Genomic DNA, 19,861 nt, shown 5'->3' on the forward strand with positions numbered 1-19,861 from the left:
ACTCGTCAGTCTTACGCGAAGAACAGAGTTATTATTTCCTGCTCACTTCGTTGACGCGAAGTAAAGCAAAGTGTCATTCTCCCCGGCATCGCGCCGGCTCTCGTCGCGCCCTCTCCCCCACCGCACGCAGAGCCGAGCCCTTCCACGCTCTTCCGAGGCTCCCGCTTCCGGGACACCCGCATTCCCAGCCAGGGAGAACAGCAATGACGCTCAACAACGGGACGACGACGCCCCCGGACCCAACCGCGGGGGCCGCCCGGACACCGGGCTACGCGGGAACACTGGCTGCCGCCTGCGGCGCGGTCTTCGTGGCCCAGGTCGCGAACGCGCTGCGCGCCACCACCAACATGCTGCGCGGCCTCGGCTCCGCCCTCGGCCCCGTCGTCGTCGGCGCGGTCGCCCTCAGCAACGCAGGGTCGGCGTTCGCGGCGAACCTGTCCGGCGCGGACCTGCCACCCGCCCAGGTGGCGGCGGCGCGGGAGATCGCCGAGGCCGGAGGACCCATCGCCGTGAACAGCCTGCCGCCCGGCACCCCGGGATCCGCGGCCCACAGCCTGGCCCTGGGCGCCCTGGGCAGCGGCTTCAGCACCGCGTTCCTGGTGTGCGCCGCGGCAGCCGCCGTCGCCGCGGCACTCACCGCCTTCGGCCTGCGCGTCCGCTCAGCCACTTCTGTCGGCATACGCAACCACATCCGCGTCGGGCCGACCGGCGCTCGTCCAGGAGCCCAACCTGCAATGACGGCTCGTCAGGACGAGCGTCAAACAAGCGCCGAAACGGCCGACAGCCACCCGTGGCGCGACATCGGCCCCCCACACCCCCCCACCACCATCCCGGCACCGGGCGGCGTAACACCAGGTCAGACAGCATCCGCGAGGGGCCGAGACGCTTGACGTCATGGTGTGCGGGAAACATGTCGAGCACATCCGCCCATCCCTGAGAACAGGGGAAACTGGCAGTCAGAGCCCTTTTGCAGCAGGCTCCAGAATCGCCACGCACTCGACATGGTGCGTCATCGGAAACAGATCGAACACCCGCAGCATCCGCACCCGGTACCCCCCGTCCCGGAAGTACCCCAGGTCCCGGGCCAGGGCCGCCGGGTCGCAGGCGACGTAGGCGATTCTGCGGGCGCCCAGCGACGACAGGTGCTGGACCGTCTTGCGGCCGGCGCCCGCGCGGGGCGGGTCCAGGACGATGAGGTCGACCTCGTCGATGCCGGTGCGGGGCAGGACGGACTCGACCTTGCCCTGCTCGATGCGGACGCGGTCGAAGGCGGCGAGGTTGTGGCGGGCGTCCTCGACGGCGCGCTTGCCGGACTCGATGCCGAGGACCGCGCCCTGGTCGCCGACGCGGTCGGCCAGGGCGCCGGCGAAGAGGCCGACGCCGCAGTAGAGGTCCAGGGCCATGTCGCCCTTGCGGGGCAGCAGGCCCTGCATGACCGCGGTGACCAGGGTGTCGGCGGCCTTCGGGTGGACCTGCCAGAAGCCTCCGGAGCCGACCCGGTACGTGCGGCCGTCGGCACGCTCGCGGACGAAGGGACGGCCGTGGACGCGGTGGACGCCGCCGTCCTTCTCACCGACGCGCATGACCGAGACCGGGCGGTCCAGCTCGACGAGGGGCAGGCGGGCGCCGGGGCGCGGGGTCAGGATGACCTGGCGGTCCTGCGAGCCCGTCGCCGCGATCGCCTCGACCGTCGCCATGCCGGGCCAGTCACGGCGCTCGATGCCCAGCTCGCTGACGCCCTCCGCCGCGATCATGCAGTGGTCGACCGGCTCGACCTCGTGGGAGCGGTGCCTGCGCAGCCCCGCGCGGCCCTCGGCGTCCACGGCGTACTGCACGCGCGTGCGCCACGACGGGACCTGCCCGGCGGGCAGCTTGTCCCCCTCGGCCGGCATCACCGTGCCGTCCCAGCCGGCCTCCTCGGGCGTAAGGCCCGCCAGACGCTCCAGTTGCTCGGCGACGACCTCGCCCTTCAGGCGGCGCTGGGCGCCCGGCTTGGCGTGCTGCCAGTCGCAGCCGCCGCAGCGGCCGGGCCCGGAGAAGGGGCAGGGCGCCTCGACGCGGTCCTTGGAGGCGTCCAGGATCTCGACCGCGTCCGCGCGCAGGAAGCGGGCGCCCTCCTCGCCCTCCGTGACCCGGGCCACGACCCGCTCGCCGGGCAGGGTGTGCCGGACGAACAGCACCTGGCCCTCGGCGGTGCGGGCGATGCAGTGGCCGCCGTGGGCGACGGGGCCGACCTCGACCTCGTACTCCTCACCCACCAGTGAGACCGCCTGCGACTTCTTCGGTTCTGCCTGCATGGCGGGGTGACTCCAGAGAACGGGGGCGACAAGGACAACAGCCGTCCAGTCTACGTGGACGAGGAGGAGTCCTTCGGCCGGTCCTGCGGCTGCTGGGCCGGGCCGCGCCGCACCGCGCCGGGCGCGCTCCAGTCCTGGCGCTTGCGGGCCCGGCGCCGGGCGGCCTCGGAGGACTCGAGCTGGTACGGGACGGACGTGACCATGACGCCCGGTGTGAAGAGCAGGCGGCCCTTGAGGCGCAGGGCGCTCTGGTTGTGCAGCAGGTGCTCGTACCAGTGGCCGACCACGTACTCGGGGATGATGACCGAGACAGCGTCGCGCGGGGACTCCTTGCGCAGGCTCTTGACGTACTCGATGACCGGCCGCGTGATCTCGCGGTAGGGGGAGTCCAGGATCTTCAGGGGTACGGCGATGCCGCGGCGCTCCCACTCCTCGCGCAGGGCCTTGGTCTCGGCCGGGTCGACGTTGACGCTGAGCGCCTCCAGGCTGTCGGAGCGCATGAGCTTGGCGTAGGCGAGGGCGCGCAGCGTGGGGCGGTGGATCTTGGAGATCAGGACCACCGAGTGGACCCGCGACGGGCGCACCATGTCGTCGCTCTGCGCCTCCTCGGGGTCCTCCGGGGCCGCGATCTCCTCGGCGACGCGGTCGTAGTGCTTGCGGATGGCCGTCATCGTCGCGAAGAAGATGCACATGCCGAGCAGGGCGACCCAGGCCCCGTGGGTGAACTTCGTGGCCAGGACCACGACCAGGACCAGTCCGGTGAAGAAGGCGCCGAAGGCGTTGATCGCGCGGGAGCGGATCATGTGGCGGCGCCTGGCCTGGTCGCGTTCGGCGGCCAGGTTGCGGTTCCAGTGGCGGACCATGCCGATCTGGCTGAGCGTGAAGGACACGAAGACGCCGACGATGTAGAGCTGGATCAGCCGGGTCGAGTCGGCGCCGTAGACGACGACGAGGAGCATGGCCGCGCCGGCGAGGAGCACGATGCCGTTGGAGAAGGCCAGCCGGTCGCCGCGGGTGTGGAGCTGGCGCGGCAGGTAGCGGTCCTGGGCGAGGATCGAGCCGAGGAGCGGGAAGCCGTTGTAGGCGGTGTTGGCGGCCAGGAAGAGGACCAGCGCGGTGGCGGCGGCGAGGACGACGAACAGGAAGCTGCCCTCGCCGAAGACCGCCTCGGCGACCTGCGAGATCACGGGGTGCTGGACGTAGTCGGCGCCGACCGCGACCCCGTTGTGGAAGAGCTGGGTGGCGGGGTTGTCGGACATGCGGACGTCGGTGGCGGTGGCCAGCGCGATGATGCCGCAGAACATGGTGACGGCGAGCAGGCCCATCAGCGCGAGCGTGTTGCCCGCGTTCTTGGACTTGGGCTTGCGGAAGGCCGGGACGCCGTTGGAGATCGCCTCGACACCGGTGAGGGCGGCGCAGCCGGAGGAGAAGGCGCGCAGGAGGAGGAAGACCATGGCGAAGCCGGCCAGGCCGCCGTGCTCGGGTTTGATCTCGTAGTCCGCCGTCGGGGCGCGCATGGTGTCGCCCAGGACCAGGCCGCGGAAGGCGCCCCACACGATCATGATGAAGACGCCCGCGACGAAGACGTACGTCGGGATGGCGAAGAGGGTGCCCGACTCCTTGACCCCGCGCAGGTTCATCAGGGTCAGCAGCAGGATGACGGCGACCGCGCACAGGACCTTGTGCTCCACGACGAAGGGGATCGCCGAGCCCAGGTTCTCGATGCCGGAGGAGATGGAGACGGCGACCGTCAGGACGTAGTCGACCAGCAGTGCGCTGGCCACGGTCAGGCCGGCCTTCGGGCCCAGGTTGGTGGTGGCCACCTCGTAGTCGCCGCCGCCGCTCGGGTAGGCGTGCACGTTCTGGCGGTACGAGGCGACCACGGTGAACATCAAGACGACGACCGCGAGCGCGATCCAGGGGCTGAAGTGGTAGGCCGACACGCCCGCGATGGACAGGACCAGCAGCACCTCGCCGGGCGCGTACGCCACCGAGGACAACGGGTCGGACGCGAAGACGGGAAGGGCGATCCGCTTCGGCAGGAGCGTTTCGCCCAGCCGGTCGCTGCGCAGTGCGCGCCCGATGAGGATCCGTTTGGGCACGTCGGTCAGTTTGGACACAACAGAGGATCGTAAGCGTTCGAACGGGCGCCCGCCCAACCGCCACCCCCGATCCGCCCGCAGTCTGCCCTACGGGTGAATTCGGAGCGTTCTCCGGCTGCGGATTGCGCAGGTGACGGGGTTCGCATGCCTATATGACTGCTCACCCCGGGCAAGCCCTGCCGCTTCCCGGCCGTCGCCGCCCCTGGAGGTCCCATGCACCTGAGCGCAGAGCTGATCGGCGGCGCCGCCACCCTCGTCGGCCTCGGTTTCCTGACCCGCGCCAGCATCCGCAGCATCTGCCGCCGGGGGTCGTCGGCCAGGGGGTGAGACGGCTCCTGCGGGCCCCGGAGGCTTGCCGATACGTTGGGGCCGGACATCCGCCACGTACGGTCCGCACGGGGAACCCGGCTACCGGGGACCTAGCGGCCGCGGCCGCGGTGCGCACCGGCATGATGTTCCACTGCGGCCCGCACACTGGCCGCGACGTGTCGCCAGGCGAGCCGAAAGAGAGACATGACGACATCCACGAAGACCGGCGGGCCCGCAGGAAGCGCGGTGTGAGGCGATGCACATTGTCATCATGGGCTGCGGGCGCGTGGGCTCCGCGCTCGCCCAGACCCTGGAGCAGCAGGGGCACACGGTCGCCGTGATCGACCGGGACCCCACCTCCTTCCGGCGCCTCGGCTCCTCGTTCGGCGGACGCCGGGTCACCGGCATCGGCTTCGACCAGGACACCCTGCGCGAGGCGGGCATCGAGGAGGCCGGCGCCTTCGCCGCCGTCTCCAGCGGCGACAACTCCAACATCATCGCCGCCCGGGTGGCGCGCGAGATGTTCGGTGTGGAGAACGTCGCCGCCCGCATCTACGACCCGCGCCGCGCCGAGGTCTACCAGCGCCTCGGCATCCCCACCGTGGCCACCGTCCGCTGGACGGCCGACCAGATGCTGCGCCGGCTGCTGCCCGCGGGTGCCGAGCCGCTGTGGCGCGACCCCACCGGGGGCGTCCAGCTCGCCGAGGTGCACACCTCCGCGGCCTGGGTCGGTCACAAGATCAGCAGGCTCCAGGAGGAGACGGGCGTGCGGGTGGCGTTCGTCACCCGGCTCGGGGAGGCGATCCTGCCCTCCTCGCAGACCGTCCTGCAGGAGGGCGACCTCGTGCACGTGATGATGCGCACCGACGAGGTCCACAAGGTCGAGGCGGCGTTCGCCAAGGGTCCCGAAGAGGAGGGCGGTCACTGATGAGGGTCGCCATTGCCGGAGCCGGCGCGGTCGGCCGCTCGATCGCGGGCGAACTGCTGGAGAACGGCCACGAGATCCTGCTCATCGACAAGGCGCCGACGGCCATCTCGGTCGAGCGCGTCCCGATGGCGGAGTGGCTGCTCGCCGACGCGTGCGAGATCACGTCCCTGGACGAGGCGGCGCTCCAGCGCTGCAACGTCGTCATCGCGGCGACGGGCGACGACAAGGTCAACCTGGTCGTGTCCCTGCTGGCCAAGACGGAGTACGGCGTTCCGCGCGTCGTCGCCCGCGTGAACAACCCGAAGAACGAGTGGCTCTTCAACGAGTCCTGGGGCGTGGACGTCGCCGTCTCCACCCCGCGGCTGATGTCGGCCCTGGTGGAGGAGGCGGTGAGCGTCGGCGATCTGGTCCGGCTGCTGCGCTTCAGCCACGGCGACGCCAACCTCGTCGAGCTGACGCTGCCGGAGGAGTCGGCGCTGGCCGGCACGCAGGTCGGTGACGTCCAGTGGCCCGAGGACACCTCGCTGGTGACCATCATCCGCGGCACGCGGGTGCTGACGCCCTCCTTGGAGGACTCCCTGGAGGCGGGCGACGAGCTGCTCTTCGTCGCCGCGCAGGCCCGTGAGGAGCAGTTGGAGGACCTGCTGTCGGCACGGCGGCGGCCCGACGGGCTGGTCTGACCCGTACGCCCGTCCCGCCGGCCGGTGCGCCGACGGGACGGGCCGGTACGGCGGTGGGCCGGTACGGCGGTGGGGTGCCCGGAGATCTCCGGGCCCCCCCCCGCCGTACCGGCCCCTCTCGTGCCGTGCCGTTCGTCCCGTGGTGCCGTCAGGCCCTGCGGTGCCTGCCGCCGCGCGGGTCCCCGCTCTCCCCGTCGGCCCCGGACGACACCGCCGGCGTGCCGTCCGCCTCCTGCCCGCGCCGGTCCCGCTCGGCCTTCTCCGCCTTCTCGGCCTCCTCCGCCGCCTCCATCTCCGCGAACACGTCGATGGGCGCCGGCGCCTTGGCCAGGAAGACCCAGGTCAGCCAGACGGCCAGCAGGAAGGGCGGGATCTTCAGGGTGACCAGGACCCAGCCGAGCTGCTCGGTGTCCGTCCACCAGTACAGGGGGAAGAGGATCGCGGACTTGGCGAGGAGGATGAAGCCCCAGGCGTAGCTGGCCCTCGTGTACGCCTTCTTGCGGCCCGGGTTGCGGGTGCGCCAGGAGAGGTTCTCCTTGAAGACCGGGCCGAGGATCAGGCCGATCAGCGGCACACCGGCCAGCGAGGTGACGATGTACGCCAGCGCCAGGCCCAGGGTGTAGAGCATGCCGGGCAGGTAGAAGTTCTTGGCGTTGTCGGTCATCATCGCGAAGACCACGCCGAAGGCGACCCCGAAGACCCCGCTGAACGCGTGCTTGACGGTGTCCTTCATCGCCAGCCGGACCACGACCAGCACCACCGACACGGCCAGGGCCGCGATCGCCGACAAGTGCAGGTCGTTGTTGAGCGTGAAGATGGTGACGAAGAGCAGGCCCGGCAGCACCGTCTCGATCATGCCGCGCACGCCGCCGAACGCCTCGAACAGCGCGGCCTCCGTCACCGCCCGGGCGTCGTCGGCCTCTGTCGTCTCTTGGGTCGGCTTGTCGAGCGACGTCACCGGCTACTCCCGTCCGAGGGGTCTCAGTTCGTACTTCGGGTTGAAGAGCACCCGGCGGCCGTGACTCATCGAGATCCGGCCCGATGCGATGAGCTTGCGCCCCGGCTCTATGCCCACGATGGAGCGTCTGCCCAGCCACACCACGTCCAGGGCGGCGGAACCGTCGAACAGCTCGGCCTCCAGGGCCGGAACGCCCGCACGCGGTCGCAGGGTGACCGTGCGCAAGGTACCAGTTACCGACACGACCTGCCGGTCCTGGCAGTCTCCGATGCGGGTGCAGCCGGCGGTGTCGGCGTCCTCGCGCAGTTCCTCCGACTCCAGGTCCTCCTGCGACGAGGAGAGCCGGTCGAACATGCGCCGGAACCGGCCCACCGGCTTGTCGGAACGCGGAGCAGCACTCATGCCTGAAGCGTACCGGGGTCCGCCGACAGCCACGCATCCCTCTCGGGGCGGGATGGCGAGGCTCACTTCACCCTCACGTCCCGTGCGCTTCCCCTCACTTCTCGAAGCGGTACCCCATGCCCGGCTCGGTGATGAAGTGCCGCGGGTGCGCGGGGTCCGCCTCGAGCTTGCGGCGCAACTGCGCCATGTAGACCCGCAGGTAGTTCGTCTCCGTCCCGTACGACGGCCCCCACACCTCCTGCAGGAGCTGCTTCTGGCTCACCAGACGCCCGGTGTTGCGCACCAGCACCTCCAGCAGGTGCCACTCGGTGGGTGTCAGGCGTACGTCCCTGCCGCCCCGGTTGACCTTCTTCGCGGCCAGGTCGACGGTGAACTCCCCGGTGTCCACGACGACCCCGTCCTCGCCGCCCGGGACCGGTTCGGACCGGCGGACGGCGGCGCGCAGCCGGGCCAGCAGTTCGTCCATGCCGAAGGGCTTGGTGACGTAGTCGTCGGCACCCGCGTCGAGTGCCTCCACCTTCTCGTCGGAGGAGTGCCGGGCGGACAGCACCAGGATGGGCACCCGCGTCCAGCCGCGCAGTCCCCTGATGACCTCGACGCCGTCCATGTCGGGCAGGCCCAGGTCCAGCACCACCACGTCGGGGTGGCGGGCGGCGGCGAGCTGGAGGGCGGTGGCGCCGTCGTGGGCGGCGTCGACCTCGTAGTGCCGTGCCTTGAGGTTGATCACGAGGGCCCGCACGATCTGCGGTTCGTCGTCGATCACGAGGACGCGGGTCATCCGGCGGTCTGCCTTTCTGCGGTCGCGGGGCGGGAGGTCGTGGCGGAGGCGTTCTCCGCGGCGGGAGCGGCGGAAGCGGAAGCCGCAGACGCAGACGCGGCGGACGCCGAGGAGCGCACCGCGCGGAGGCTGAGGACCATGGTGAGGCCCCCACCGGGGGTGTCCTCGGCGTTCAGGGTGCCGCCCATCGCCTCGGCGAAACCGCGGGCCACTGCGAGACCGAGGCCGACACCGGCCCCGCGCGGGGCGTCGCCGTACCGCTGGAAGGGCTCGAAGATGCGGTCCTTGGCGTCGTCCGGCACTCCCGGCCCCCGGTCGACGACCCGTACCTCGACGCGGTCCGCGAGCGCGCTGGCCGCGACCATGACGGTCCGATCGTCGGGGCTGTACTTGACGGCGTTCTCCACCAGGTTGGCCAACGCCCGCTCCAGGAGACCGGCGTCCACGGCGACCATGGGCAGCGTCTCCGGGATGTCCAGCTCGGCGCTTCCCTCGGGCACCCCGCCGAGCGCCATCGGCGCCACCTCGTCGACGTCGATCTCGCGGATCAGCGGGGTGACGGTGCCGGTCTGGAGGCGGGACATGTCGAGGAGGTTGCCCACCAGGTGGTCGAGGCGGTCGGCGCCCTCCTCGATGCCTTCGAGCAGCTCCGCCTGGTCCTGTTCCGACCAGGCCACGTCGTCGGACCTGAGGCTGCTCACGGCCGCCTTGATCCCGGCCAGCGGGGTGCGCAGGTCGTGGCTGACGGCGGCCAGCAGCGCGGTGCGGATGCGGTTGCCCTCGGCGAGCGTCCGGGCCCGGTCGGCCTCCTCGCGCAGGCGGCGCCGGTCCAGGACGACGGCGGCCTGGGCGGCGAAGGCGGCGAGGACCCGGCGGTCCTCGGCGGGCAGGACGCGGCCGGTCAGCGCCAGGGCCATGTGGTCGCCGACGGGCATGTCCACGTCCGCGTCCTCCGGGCGCTCCACCGGCGGTCCCGACCCGGCGCGGCCCGCGCAGGTCCAGGGGGCCACGTCGCCCTCCCGCTCCAGCAGGGCGGCCGACTCCATGGCGAAGGTCTCGCGCACCCGCTCCAGCAGCGTCTCCAGGCTGGTCTCGCCGCGCAGCACGTCACCGGCGAGGAAGGAGAGGATCTCCGACTCGGCACGCAGCCGGGCGGCCTGGTGGGTGCGGCGGGCCGCGAGGTCGACGACCGAGGCGACGGACAGCGCGACGCCCACGAATATGGCGAGCGCAAGCATGTTCCTCGGGTCGGCGATGGTGATCCGGTTGACGGGCGGCGTGAAGAACCAGTTCAGCAGCAGCGACCCGACCGCGGCCGAGGCCAGCGCCGGGTACAGCCCGCCCAGCAGGGCGGCCGCCACCGTCAGCGCCAGGTAGAGCAGGACGTCGTTGGCGAGGCCGAGGTGGACGGTGCTGAGCAGCAGCGTCAGCAGCACCGGGCCGCCCAGGCCCGCGAGCCAGCCCCAGACGATCCTGGAGCGCCCGAGCCGCGCGCCCCTGGCCACGGGCAGCCCGCGGCCCTTGGCGACCTCCTCGTGGGTGACGATGTGGACGTCCAGGTCGGGGCCGGACTCCCGGGCGACCGTGGCGCCGACGCCGGGTCCGAAGACGTACTGCCAGGCCTTGCGGCGTGAGGAGCCGAGGACGATCTGGGTGGCGTTGACGCCGCGGGCGAAGTCGAGCAGGGCGGCCGGTATGTCCTCGCCGAGCACGTGATGGAAGGTGCCGCCGAGGTCCTCCACCAGGGTGCGCTGCACCGCCAGCTCCTTCGGCGAGGCGGAGGTCAGCCCGTCGCTGCGGGCGATGTAGACGGCCAGCACCTCGCCGCCGGCGCCCTTCTCGGCGAGGCGTGCGGCCCGCCGTATCAGCGTCCGGCCCTCGGGGCCGCCGGTGAGCCCGACCACGATGCGCTCGCGCGAGCCCCAGATCTTCGAGACGCGGTGCTCGCTGCGGTACTGCTGGAGGTACTCGTCGGCCCGGTCGGCCACCCACAGCAGCGCCAGTTCGCGCAGGGCGGTGAGGTTGCCGGGGCGGAAGTAGTTGGACAGGGCCGCGTCGACCTTGTCCGGCTGGTAGATGTTGCCGTGGGCCATGCGCCGGCGCAGCGCCTGGGGCGACATGTCGACCAGTTCGATCTGGTCGGCGCGCCGCACCACCTCGTCCGGGACGGTCTCCCGCTGCCGTACGCCGGTGATCGACTCCACGACGTCGCCGAGCGACTCCAGGTGCTGGATGTTGACGGTCGAGACGACGTCGATCCCGGCGGCGAGGAGTTCCTCCACGTCCTGCCAGCGCTTGGCGTGGCGCACGCCGGGGACGTTGGTGTGGGCCAGCTCGTCCACCAGGGCCACCCGGGGGGCGCGGGCCAGGACCGCGTCCAGGTCCAGCTCGGTGAAGACCGTGCCCCGGTACTCGACCTCCCGGCGCGGCACCTGCTCCAGGCCCCGCAGCATCACCTCGGTGCGCGCCCTGCCGTGGTGCTCGACGAGGGCGACCACGCAGTCGGTGCCCCGTTCGACGCGCCGGTGGGCCTCGGCGAGCATGGCGTACGTCTTGCCGACGCCCGGCGCCGCGCCGAGGTAGATCCGAAGCTTGCCGCGTCCCATGGCCTCATTGTCTTCCGGTCGGCGCCGAGTGCGCAGCGTCGACCCTACGACCCGCAATCGCGACAAAGGGTACGGGGGTGCGGATGACGGTCGTCCTTGACGGAACTCTGACGGCCGCGCGCTCCCGGTGGCGTCAGTGCTCGACGATCTCCCCGTCGCGCAGCTCCAGCACCCGGTCCGCGAGGTCGAGCAGGGTGGCGTCGTGGGTGGCGACCAGTGCGGTGACCTGTTCGCTGCGTACGACGGCCCGCAGCAGCTCCATCACGGAGTGCCCGGTCTCCGCGTCGAGCTGGCCGGTGGGCTCGTCGGCGATCAGCAGCGCCGGCTCGTTGGCGAGGGCGCGGGCGATGGCGACCCTCTGCTGCTGGCCGCCGGACAGCTCTCCGGGGCGCTGGGCGGCGTGGTCGGCGAGGCCCACGAGGGCGAGCAGCAGCTCGACGCGCTGCTCGCGTGCGCGCGGCGGGGTCCGGCGCAGCCGCATCGGTACGCCGACGTTCTCGGCGGCGGTGAGGATCGGAACGAGCCCGAAGGACTGGAAGACGAAGCCGACCCGGTCCCGGCGCAGGGCGAGCAGTCCGTCCTCGTCCAGCTCCGCGAGGTTCCGGCCGTCCACCTCGACCCGGCCGGCGTCCGGGGTGTCCAGGCCGCCGACGATGTTGAGCAGGGTGGTCTTGCCGGAGCCCGACCGCCCCTTGAGGGCGACCAGCTCGCCGCGCGGCACGTCGAAGGAGACGCCGCGCAGGGCGTGCACGGCGGCGCTGTCGCGACCGTACGACTTCCGTACGCCCTCGACGCGCACCATGGTCTCGGTGGCCACCTGGCTCATGTCGTGCCCTCCCCCGCCGTCCTTCGTGGACCGGCGCCAGTATCACCGTCGGACGCGAGCGGGGGCAACGGCCGGGACCGGGCCGTCCGGCGCGGCCCGGTCCCCGGTACGGCGAAAGGGCCGCGCCCCGGTGGGGACGCGGCCCTCGTGCCGCGCGTACGGCCCGAAGCCGTACGGGGTCCTTGCCCGGCGGACCTCGGTGCCTAGCGGACCTCGGTGATTTCCGGTCCGCGCTGGAGCTGGCCCATGCCGCCGGCGAAGCGGGAGCCCTCTTCCTGCTGGACGCCCTCGGGAACCATCTGGGCGTCGTTCGGCAGCTTGAGGACGATCGGGTCGCGGGGGGCCATCGGGCCGTCGCCGCGGACGACGACCGTGTCCCGGAAGATCTGCTCCAGCAGGCCGGCGGCCTGCGGCTGCACCGCGCCCTGGCCCGAGATCACGCCGCGCAGGAACCAGCGGGGCCCGTCCACACCGACGAACCGGACGACCTGGAAGCCGCCCGTGCCGTCCGGGAGCTGCACCGGGACCTGGGCCCGCAGCTCCCAGCCCAGCGGACCCTCGACCTCGTCGATGATGCCGCCCTGCTGGGTGATGCCGGAGCCGATCTCCTCGCGCACCTCGGCCCAGATGCCCTCGCGCTTGGGGGCGGCGAAGCCCTGGAGCTGGATGGCGCTGTCACGCAGGACGACGGTGGCGGCGACGATCGCGTCGCCCGCGACCTCCACCCGCAGTTCCATGCCTTCGACCCCGGGAACGAACAGTCCGCCCAGGTCGACGCGGCCCTCGCCGGGGTCGCGGACCTCGGTGCTGTCCCAGGGCCCGTCGGGGCGCGGCTCGGGCTCGAGCCGCACGCGTTCGCGCTCTTCGTCCGCCTCGGTGTCGACGCTGTCGACGACCTGCTCGGTCTCGCCGGCCGCGTCCTCGGCGGCATCCCTCTTCTTGCGACGTCCGAACACGTCACTGTCCTTCCCGGTCGGATACGACCGAAGCGTATCGATTCCCACCCGTCGGGCCGCCGTCGGCGACCTGACCGCTTGTGCCGCTTGCACGGTCCAACCCGGCGTGGCCGCCGGTGGACCCGAAGCCCCCCTCGGCCCGCGCCGAGCCGGGAAGCTCCGCGACCTGACGGAAGCGGACCCTCTCGACCTGCTGGACGACCAGTTGGGCAATCCGGTCGAAGCGCTCGAACCGCACACTCTCGCGCGGGTCGAGATTCACCACGATCACCTTGATCTCCCCACGGTACCCGGCATCAATCGTCCCCGGGGCATTCACGAGGGCGACACCGCAGCGGGCGGCCAGGCCGGAACGTGGGTGCACGAAGGCCGCGTACCCCTCCGGGAGCGCCACAGACACTCCCGTGGGCAGAACCGCGCGTTCTCCGGGCGCCAGCTCGCAGTCGACGGTGGTGCGCAGGTCGGCGCCCGCGTCGCCGGGCTGCGCGTACTCCGGCAGCGGCACGTCGGGGTCGACCCGGCGGATCAGGACCTCGAGGCCGGCGCCGCTCACGGGTTCACCTCGAAGGCACGGACGCGGCGGAGCTGGTCGGGGTCGTCCATGGCGGCGCGGATCTCCTCCTCGCGGCCGTTCTCGACGAAGTGCTCGACCTTGACCTCGATGAAGAGGGCGTCCGCACGGACGGCGACCGGGCCGTCGGGAGAGCCGATGCGGCCGGTGGCGGTGGAGTAGATCTTCCGGCCGGCGACCGCGGTCACCTCGGCCTCCAGATACAGCGTCGTGTCCACGGGCACCGGCAGCCGGAAGTCGGTCTCCAGCCGCCCGGTCACCGCGATGGTGCGCAGCAGCCAGTTCAGCGAGCCCAGCGTCTCGTCCAGGGCGGTGGCCAGCACGCCGCCGTGCGCCAGGCCGGGAGCGCCCTGGTGGGCGGGGCGGACGGTGAACTCGGCGGTGATCGACACGCCTTCGCCCGCCCGCGCCTGGAGGTGCAGTCCATGGGGCTGGTCGCCGCCGCAGCCGAAGCACTGGCCGTAGTGCGCGCCGAGCAGCTCGCCGGGGGCGGGCGCGTCGGGGTGCCGTACGGGTTTCACGGCGTCGGCGGGGGGCTGGAGACCTCGGGAAGTACCACTCACAGGCGCAGACCTTACCCGCGCGTCGGCCGAACGCCGATCCCGTGCCAAGCTTGCTTCATGCAGCTCTCCACGGCCCCGTACGAAGAACGCCTCACCGCGCCCCGCTCCTGGTGGCTCGTCTCCTTCCTGGTGGGGCTGGCGTTCGCGCTCATCCTGCTGCCCTTCGGCACACTGCCCATGCTGGGCGGCCTGGCGGGCGGCACGGCGGTGGCCGCGGTGGCGGCCAGTTCGTACGGCGCGGTCCGCATCCGGGTCGTGGGCGACTCGCTGATCGCGGGCGAGGCGAGGGTGCCGGTCTCGGCGCTGGGCGGGGCGGAGATCCTCGACCCGGAGGAGGCCCGTGCCTGGCGCACGTACAAGGCCGACGTCCGGGCGTTCATGCTGCTGCGCGCCTACATCCCGCGGGCCGTACGGGTGGAGGTCACGGACCCGGATGACCCGACTCCGTACCTGTACCTGTCGACGCGTGAGCCGGAGCGGCTCGTAGCGGCCCTGACGGCGGCGAAGGCGGCGGCCTAGCACCTGCGGCTCCAGCACCCGCGGGTCAACGGCCGTCTTTGCCGAACTTTTTCCCGCGGCCGGGACGGCCGGGGCCCGCCCCCTTGGTGATCTCGCCCATGTCCAGGGCGTTCTCGGGGCGTTCCAGCGCGGGAAGGCCGGCCAGGGCGCTCCAGGCGACCTGCTGCTTGCGCAGGTCGGCGCGGATCCTGGCGGCCAGTTTTCTGGTGTCGCGGCGGTTCATGACGGCGCCGACGGCCGCGCCCACCAGGAAGGGCATCAGGTTCGGCAGGTCGCGCACCATCCGCTTCATGATCTGCTGGCGCAACTGCCGTTTCATGTGGCTGTTCATCGCGGAGCCGAGGGTCGACGGCTTGGACACGTCGACGCCGCGTTCGTCGGACCACGCGTTCAGGTACGCGGTGCTGCGCTGCGCGAGGCTGCCGGGCGGGCGTACGCCGTAGACCTCGTGGAGTTCGGCGATCAGCTTCAGCTCGATCGCCGCGACGCCGGTGACCTCGGCGGCCAGTTCGGTGGGCATGGCGGGCGGTACGGGCAGCATCGCCGCCGCTCCGACACCGGCTCCCACGGTCGCCGTGGCCTTGGCCGCGCCGGCCACCAGCCGGTCGGCGATCTCCTCCGGCCCCAGGCCGGGGAACTGGCTGCGCAACGTCTCCAGGTCGCGCACGGGGACGCGGGGTGCCAGGTCGATGACCCGGTCGGCGAGGTGTGCCAGGGCGGCCCTGGCGCGGGCGCCGCCGTTGCGGACGCCCTGTCCTGCCTTCTCGCGGAACGCCGCTGCCCTGCGGCGGGCAGCGGGTGCCGGGGGCCGCGCGGTCGCCGGGAGGTCACTCCGGTCGGCCACGGGCTCGAGCGGGGCCTTCCCCGTGCCGGTCGGGCCCCGCTCGTCGTCACGCGCGCTGTACGGACCGTCTGACGGCCCTTGGTCCGCCCCTCGCCGGGAGGAACGGCGCTTCCAGGGAGGGGTCGAGCCGGTGGTCACGGCCGACCCCGCCTCAGTCGCAGTCGCGGCAGATCGGCTGGCCGTTCTTCTCGCGGGCCAGCTGGCTGCGGTGGTGCACCAGGAAGCAGCTCATGCAGGTGAACTCGTCCTGCTGCTTGGGCAGCACACGGACGGCCAGTTCCTCGTTCGAGAGGTCGGCGCCGGGAAGTTCGAGGCCTTCCGCGGCCTCGAACTCGTCGACGTCGACGGCCGAGGCGGACTTGTCGTTCCGCCGGGCCTTCAGCTCTTCGAGGCTGTCCGAGTCGACGTCGTCGTCGGTCTTGCGTGGAGTGTCGTAATCGGTTGCCATGGTCGCTCTCCCCCTCTGGGTGTCTGCGGTGTCTTCAGCGCACGTAACGCGTGAGGGGCCGGACTTGTGCCCGACCCGAGGCGGAGATTTTGCCTCACATCAAGGTCTGTTACTCAATCGACACCCAACCGGACCTCTCATGAGTGATCGGCTTGGATGGCGATGGGGACCGTACACGGTCCGAATGCCGCACGCCAAAGGCGTCTCACCGTGTACTTCCCGTGATCCCGACCCCCGAAAACCAGGATTTTCCCGGCTTTCCGCCAGGGTGCATGATCACGGAGAGTGGAGGACGGGAAAGCCTTCGTTGTGATCGATCACACACGTGACTTCCGGGCCGATGGCCTGGAAATTCCGCTCAAAGCGAACATCCTCGGGTCTCGGTGAGATGTCGGGGCCATGGTCTCAGATGGGCAACGTCACACGCATCACAAGCCCTCCGCCCTCGCGCGGCCGGGCGTAGATGTGCCCGCCGTGTGCCCGGGCCACGGACCGCGCGATGGACAGCCCGAGCCCGACGCCCTTGTCACTGCCCGTCCGCTCGGTGCGCAGCCGCCGGAACGGCTCGAAGAGGTTGTCCACCTCGTACGCCGGGACGACCGGGCCCGTGTTGGTGACCACCAGGACCGCCTGACCTCCCTCCACAGCCGTGGTGACCTCCACCCAGCCCTGTTCGGCCACGTTGTAGCGCACGGCGTTCTGGACGAGGTTCAGGGCGATGCGCTCCAGCAGGACGCCGTTGCCCTGGACCACCGCCGCCTCGCGGGTGCCGCGCAGCTCCACGCCCTTGCTCTCCGCCTCGGCGTGCACCTGGTCGATGGCCTGGCCGGCCACCTCGGCGAGGTCCACCGGTTTGCGCTCGACGATCTGGTTGTCGCTGCGGGCCAGCAGCAGCAGCCCCTCGACGAGCTGCTCACTGCGCTCGTTGGTCGCCAGCAGGGTCTTGCCGAGCTGCTGGAGCTCCACCGGGGCACCCGGGTCGGACAGGTGCACCTCCAGGAGGGTGCGGTTGATCGCCAGGGGGGTGCGCAGCTCGTGGGAGGCGTTGCCGACGAAGCGCTGCTGGGCGGTGAAGGCCCGCTGCAGCCGCTCCAGCATGTCGTCGAAGGTGTCCGCCAGCTCCTTGAGCTCGTCGTCCGGACCGTCCAGCTCGATCCGGCGGGAGAGGTCGGAGCCGGCCACCGCGCGCGCGGTGCGGGTGATCCGGCCCAGCGGGGACAGGACGCGGCCGGCCATGGCGTAGCCGAAGGCGAAGGCGATCACGGCGAGGCCGAGCAGCGCCAGCAGGGAGCGGCTGAGCAGGTTGTCCAGGGCCACCTTGCGCTGGTGGTCCATGCACTCGCTGATCGCCGCGTTGAAGTCGGACAGCGACAGTCCGCCGTTGTCGACCACGGGGCAGGTGCTGCTGGAGACCTTGAGGTCGGTGAAGTCGACGATCTTGTACAGCGGTTCGTTGCCGGTGCGCACCGCCTGGGCGGCGAGCAGGTAGATGATCGACAGCAGCAGGATGCCGGCGATCAGGAACATGCCGCCGTACAGCAGCGTGAGCCTTATCCGGATGGTGGGCCGCAGCCACGGCAGGGGCGTGGCCGAGCGCGGGTCCCACGTGGGTTTGGGGGGCGCCCCGGGAGGCGCGGGTGTCGTCGCCACGGCCGGTCAGATCCGGTAGCCCGAGCCGGGGACGGTGACGATGACGGGCGGCTCGCCCAGCTTGCGGCGCAGGGTCATCACGGTCACGCGCACGACGTTGGTGAACGGGTCGGTGTTCTCGTCCCAGGCCTTCTCCAGCAACTGCTCGGCGGAGACCACGGCGCCCTCGCTGCGCATGAGGACCTCCAGCACGGCGAACTCCTTGGGCGCGAGCTGAACCTCCTTGCCGTCGCGGAAGACCTCGCGGCGGTTGGGGTCCAGCTTGATCCCGGCGCGCTCCAGGACGGGCGGCAGGGGCACGCTGGTGCGCCGGCCCAGGGCGCGCACGCGCGCGATCAGCTCGCTGAACGCGAAGGGCTTGGGCAGGTAGTCGTCGGCGCCGATCTCCAGGCCCTCGACCCGGTCACTGACGTCGCCGGAGGCCGTGAGCATGAGCACGCGCGTGGGCATGCCCAGCTCGACGATCCTGCGGCACACGTCGTCGCCGTGCACGAGGGGGAGGTCGCGGTCGAGGACGACCACGTCGTAGTCGTTGACGCCGATGCGTTCCAGGGCGGCCGCACCGTCGTACACGACGTCGACGGCCATGGCCTCCCGGCGCAGTCCGGTGGCCACCGCATCGGCGAGCAGTTGCTCGTCCTCGACGACGAGTACGCGCACGTCGCTTGTCCTTCCTGTGTCCACCCGCGTAGCGCTTCTCGGACGCACGAGGGCAGGGGCCTGGTGGGTGTGTTGCCTCCATCCTGCCCTTTTCGGCCATAAGTCGGCTGTAAGCCGGGTGAGGGGCCGGTGACGAAGACGGGCGCGGAAAGGCCGGGGAAGCGGGAATGCGGGATTTTCTCGCGCGGTTGAGGTTTCCGCGAAGGGGAGCGGGGGGAGGACGGCTTTACACCCCGCGATCACGCTCTGCCTGTACCGCGTTACCGCGCGGTACGCCGCGGTCCGCTTCCGCAGAGCGGGCGTGGGTGTCCGGCACCGTCGCCGCCCGGTGGGGCAGCGCTGGGCACTCCACCGGAGACGTGATCGTCCCTTCCGATCGGCACACCCCCGTGCCAAAGACCCACGACCCAGGACGAGGGGGCGCAGCATGGACGCTTTCACCGCAGGACTTCTGCAGCGCATAAAGACGACGGAGTCCGACCTCTCCCGGGCCCGCGACGAGGGCGACGAGTTCCTCGTCGAGGTGGAGCTGGGCGAGCTCGACGATCTGCGCCGTCTCGCTGCCGAGCACGGTGTGGAGGTCAGCGCGACCAACGCCTGACCGGCCCACGGAGGACGAGGCCCCGGCGGGATCCACCGCCGGGGCCTCGCCGTGTGCGTGGCGTCGGGCGGTGGACGGCCAGGGGCGGTCACGGGGACGCCTGCCGGGGCGTGGCGGCGGGCCGGCCGCACAGGGCAGGTGGGGTGCGGGGCAGCACGGCGGCCACGGCGCACCGGTGCTCGGGGGCGGACGCGCGCCCGGCTGCCCCGGGAACCGCGCGTCCGTCGCCTCGGGGCGGCCACCACCGGCCCCCGCCCCGGCGTGGCCCGCGTGGACGGCGGCTGCGCTCCCCCGCACGCACCGGCACCCCCTCGCCCTCCCGGACCCGCCGGGGGTCTACGCCCCGAAGTCCGTCAGGAGCCGCTGGAGCGGTTCGAAGACGGCCGGGGTGGCGGCGATGGTCAGGGTGCCGGTGGGACGCTCACCGGGGCGTCCTCCGGTCAGCGCGCCCGCCTCCCGGGCGATCAGGTCGCCCGCCGCGAGGTCCCAGGGGTGCAGGCCCCGCTCGTAGTAGCCGTCCAGGCGTCCCGCGGCCACGTCGCACAGGTCGATCGCCGCCGAACCACCGCGCCGGATGTCACGGACCAGGGGAATCAGCCGCCGCGCGATCTCGGCCTGTTCCGCGCGGACGTCGGCGACGTAGTTGAAGCCGGTGGAGACCAGGGCCTGGTCCAAAGGTGCCCCCGGCCGGCAGGCGAGCCTGCGTTCGCCCTCCCAGGCGCCCGTCGCCCAGGCTCCGCCGCCCAGCACCGCCTGGTACGTCTCGCCCCGCATCGGGGCCACGACCACGCCGGCCACCCGCTCGCCGTCCTGCTCGGCGGCGACGGAGACCGCCCAGGTGGGCAGTCCGTACAGGTAGTTCACCGTGCCGTCGAGCGGGTCGATGACCCACCGGACGCCGCTGGTGCCCTCCGCGGCGGCGCCCTCCTCGCCGAGGAAGCCGTCGTCGGGGCGGCGGTCGGCGATCAGCCCGGTGATCAGCTTCTCCGCCGCGATGTCCATCTCGGTGACCACGTCGATCGGGCTGGACTTGGTGGCGGCGACCGCGAGGTCGGCCGGGCGGCCGTCCCGCAGCAGTTCGCCCGCGCGCCGGGCGGCCTCCTGGGCGATCGTCAGCAGCTCGGCACGGAGCGGGTCGGGCTTCGGGTCGGTCACGGGACTCC

Annotated in this window: 20 protein-coding genes; 5 read left to right on the forward strand and 15 right to left on the reverse strand. The window is 72.0% G+C overall.

The features are described from left to right. The first annotated feature begins 203 nt into the window (after nt 1-203). Nucleotides 204-890: a hypothetical protein gene (locus tag IG88_RS44230; RefSeq protein WP_234332109.1), complete on the forward strand. Its 687-nt coding sequence runs from the start codon at nt 204-206 to the stop codon at nt 888-890. 66 nt (nt 891-956) lie between these two features. Here the strand turns inward: IG88_RS44230 and IG88_RS0109885 are convergent, their stop codons facing one another. Then, nucleotides 957-2,297 (reverse strand): class I SAM-dependent RNA methyltransferase, encoded by a 1,341-nt coding sequence (locus tag IG88_RS0109885; protein ID WP_031037620.1) that lies wholly within the window; start codon nt 2,295-2,297, stop codon nt 957-959. A 50-nt stretch (nt 2,298-2,347) separates the two neighbouring features. After that, nucleotides 2,348-4,417 carry an APC family permease gene (locus IG88_RS0109890; RefSeq protein WP_031037623.1) on the reverse strand — a complete coding sequence of 690 codons (2,070 nt, stop codon included), beginning with the start codon at nt 4,415-4,417 and terminating at the stop codon, nt 2,348-2,350. A gap of 547 nt (nt 4,418-4,964) precedes the next feature. Here IG88_RS0109890 and IG88_RS0109900 point away from each other — a divergent pair. After that, nucleotides 4,965-5,636, forward strand: a complete 672-nt coding sequence (locus tag IG88_RS0109900) for a potassium channel family protein (protein WP_031037626.1) — start codon at nt 4,965-4,967, stop codon at nt 5,634-5,636. Then, nucleotides 5,636-6,316, forward strand: coding sequence for a potassium channel family protein (locus IG88_RS0109905; RefSeq protein ID WP_031037629.1), 681 nt, complete (start codon nt 5,636-5,638; stop codon nt 6,314-6,316). Before IG88_RS0109900 ends, IG88_RS0109905 begins: the two co-directional genes overlap by 1 nt. Before the next feature lie 148 nt (nt 6,317-6,464). On the opposite strand, the gene IG88_RS0109910 is transcribed toward IG88_RS0109905, so the two are convergent. The 8 genes from IG88_RS0109910 to IG88_RS0109945 all read right to left on the reverse strand — a co-directional run bounded on the left by IG88_RS0109910 (nt 6,465) and on the right by IG88_RS0109945 (nt 13,976). Then, complete coding sequence (locus IG88_RS0109910) at nt 6,465-7,274, reverse strand: DUF3159 domain-containing protein (protein ID WP_031037631.1); 810 nt, start codon at nt 7,272-7,274, stop codon at nt 6,465-6,467. Nucleotides 7,275-7,277: 3 nt separating this feature from the next. Then, nucleotides 7,278-7,676, reverse strand: a complete 399-nt coding sequence (locus IG88_RS0109915) for an OB-fold nucleic acid binding domain-containing protein (RefSeq protein ID WP_076976707.1) — start codon at nt 7,674-7,676, stop codon at nt 7,278-7,280. A 94-nt stretch (nt 7,677-7,770) separates the two neighbouring features. Next, complete coding sequence (locus IG88_RS0109920; RefSeq protein ID WP_031037633.1) at nt 7,771-8,454, reverse strand: response regulator; 684 nt, start codon at nt 8,452-8,454, stop codon at nt 7,771-7,773. Further along, nucleotides 8,451-11,060, reverse strand: coding sequence for a sensor histidine kinase (locus tag IG88_RS0109925; protein WP_031037635.1), 2,610 nt, complete (start codon nt 11,058-11,060; stop codon nt 8,451-8,453). Before IG88_RS0109925 ends, IG88_RS0109920 begins: the two co-directional genes overlap by 4 nt. A 133-nt stretch (nt 11,061-11,193) precedes the next feature. Next, nucleotides 11,194-11,886: an ABC transporter ATP-binding protein gene (locus IG88_RS0109930; protein ID WP_031037637.1), complete on the reverse strand. Its 693-nt coding sequence runs from the start codon at nt 11,884-11,886 to the stop codon at nt 11,194-11,196. 203 nt (nt 11,887-12,089) lie between these two features. Continuing rightward, a complete protein-coding gene (locus IG88_RS0109935; RefSeq protein WP_031037640.1) occupies nt 12,090-12,842 on the reverse strand; it encodes a DUF3710 domain-containing protein in 753 nt (250 codons plus the stop codon). Between the two features lies 1 nt (nt 12,843). After that, nucleotides 12,844-13,395 (reverse strand): dUTP diphosphatase, encoded by a 552-nt coding sequence (dut, locus tag IG88_RS0109940; protein WP_031037643.1) that lies wholly within the window; start codon nt 13,393-13,395, stop codon nt 12,844-12,846. Next, nucleotides 13,392-13,976, reverse strand: coding sequence for a PaaI family thioesterase (locus IG88_RS0109945; protein ID WP_031037646.1), 585 nt, complete (start codon nt 13,974-13,976; stop codon nt 13,392-13,394). The genes dut and IG88_RS0109945 overlap by 4 nt, the downstream gene beginning before the upstream one ends. A gap of 57 nt (nt 13,977-14,033) precedes the next feature. Between IG88_RS0109945 and IG88_RS0109950 the strand changes: the two genes are divergently transcribed. After that, entirely contained in the window at nt 14,034-14,495 is a 462-nt protein-coding gene (locus IG88_RS0109950; protein WP_031037649.1) for a DUF3093 domain-containing protein, read from the forward strand. A gap of 25 nt (nt 14,496-14,520) precedes the next feature. On the opposite strand, the gene IG88_RS0109955 is transcribed toward IG88_RS0109950, so the two are convergent. The 4 genes from IG88_RS0109955 to IG88_RS0109970 all read right to left on the reverse strand — a co-directional run bounded on the left by IG88_RS0109955 (nt 14,521) and on the right by IG88_RS0109970 (nt 18,097). Further along, nucleotides 14,521-15,477, reverse strand: a complete 957-nt coding sequence (locus tag IG88_RS0109955; protein ID WP_031037652.1) for a hypothetical protein — start codon at nt 15,475-15,477, stop codon at nt 14,521-14,523. 13 nt (nt 15,478-15,490) lie between these two features. Further along, nucleotides 15,491-15,787 (reverse strand): DUF4193 domain-containing protein, encoded by a 297-nt coding sequence (locus IG88_RS0109960; protein ID WP_003993510.1) that lies wholly within the window; start codon nt 15,785-15,787, stop codon nt 15,491-15,493. Between the two features lie 405 nt (nt 15,788-16,192). After that, complete coding sequence (locus tag IG88_RS0109965; RefSeq protein WP_031037654.1) at nt 16,193-17,437, reverse strand: sensor histidine kinase; 1,245 nt, start codon at nt 17,435-17,437, stop codon at nt 16,193-16,195. Between the two features lie 6 nt (nt 17,438-17,443). Further along, complete coding sequence (locus tag IG88_RS0109970; RefSeq protein ID WP_007387794.1) at nt 17,444-18,097, reverse strand: response regulator transcription factor; 654 nt, start codon at nt 18,095-18,097, stop codon at nt 17,444-17,446. Nucleotides 18,098-18,524: 427 nt separating this feature from the next. Between IG88_RS0109970 and IG88_RS43760 the strand changes: the two genes are divergently transcribed. After that, the gene (locus IG88_RS43760; protein WP_007387792.1) at nt 18,525-18,698 is read left to right on the forward strand and encodes a hypothetical protein; all 174 of its coding nucleotides are present in this window, start codon (nt 18,525-18,527) and stop codon (nt 18,696-18,698) included. A 336-nt stretch (nt 18,699-19,034) separates the two neighbouring features. Here the strand turns inward: IG88_RS43760 and IG88_RS0109980 are convergent, their stop codons facing one another. Next, the gene (locus IG88_RS0109980; RefSeq protein ID WP_031037658.1) at nt 19,035-19,853 is read right to left on the reverse strand and encodes an inositol monophosphatase family protein; all 819 of its coding nucleotides are present in this window, start codon (nt 19,851-19,853) and stop codon (nt 19,035-19,037) included. Nucleotides 19,854-19,861: the final 8 nt, after the last annotated feature.

This window comes from Streptomyces sp. NRRL F-5650 (assembly GCF_000721365.1).
Taxonomy (GTDB): domain Bacteria; phylum Actinomycetota; class Actinomycetes; order Streptomycetales; family Streptomycetaceae; genus Streptomyces; species Streptomyces ardesiacus.

What these genes read in the sequence shown, in the direction of transcription:
- IG88_RS44230 (WP_234332109.1), top strand. Translation starts at nt 204, where the DNA reads ATGACGCTCAACAACGGGACGACGACGCCCCCGGACCCAACCGCGGGG.
- IG88_RS0109885 (WP_031037620.1), bottom strand. Translation starts at nt 2,297, where the DNA reads ATGCAGGCAGAACCGAAGAAGTCGCAGGCGGTCTCACTGGTGGGTGAG.
- IG88_RS0109900 (WP_031037626.1), top strand. Translation starts at nt 4,965, where the DNA reads ATGCACATTGTCATCATGGGCTGCGGGCGCGTGGGCTCCGCGCTCGCC.
- IG88_RS0109905 (WP_031037629.1), top strand. Translation starts at nt 5,636, where the DNA reads ATGAGGGTCGCCATTGCCGGAGCCGGCGCGGTCGGCCGCTCGATCGCG.
- IG88_RS0109915 (WP_076976707.1), bottom strand. Translation starts at nt 7,676, where the DNA reads ATGAGTGCTGCTCCGCGTTCCGACAAGCCGGTGGGCCGGTTCCGGCGC.
- IG88_RS0109920 (WP_031037633.1), bottom strand. Translation starts at nt 8,454, where the DNA reads ATGACCCGCGTCCTCGTGATCGACGACGAACCGCAGATCGTGCGGGCC.
- IG88_RS0109925 (WP_031037635.1), bottom strand. Translation starts at nt 11,060, where the DNA reads ATGGGACGCGGCAAGCTTCGGATCTACCTCGGCGCGGCGCCGGGCGTC.
- IG88_RS0109930 (WP_031037637.1), bottom strand. Translation starts at nt 11,886, where the DNA reads ATGAGCCAGGTGGCCACCGAGACCATGGTGCGCGTCGAGGGCGTACGG.
- IG88_RS0109950 (WP_031037649.1), top strand. Translation starts at nt 14,034, where the DNA reads ATGCAGCTCTCCACGGCCCCGTACGAAGAACGCCTCACCGCGCCCCGC.
- IG88_RS0109960 (WP_003993510.1), bottom strand. Translation starts at nt 15,787, where the DNA reads ATGGCAACCGATTACGACACTCCACGCAAGACCGACGACGACGTCGAC.
- IG88_RS43760 (WP_007387792.1), top strand. Translation starts at nt 18,525, where the DNA reads ATGGACGCTTTCACCGCAGGACTTCTGCAGCGCATAAAGACGACGGAG.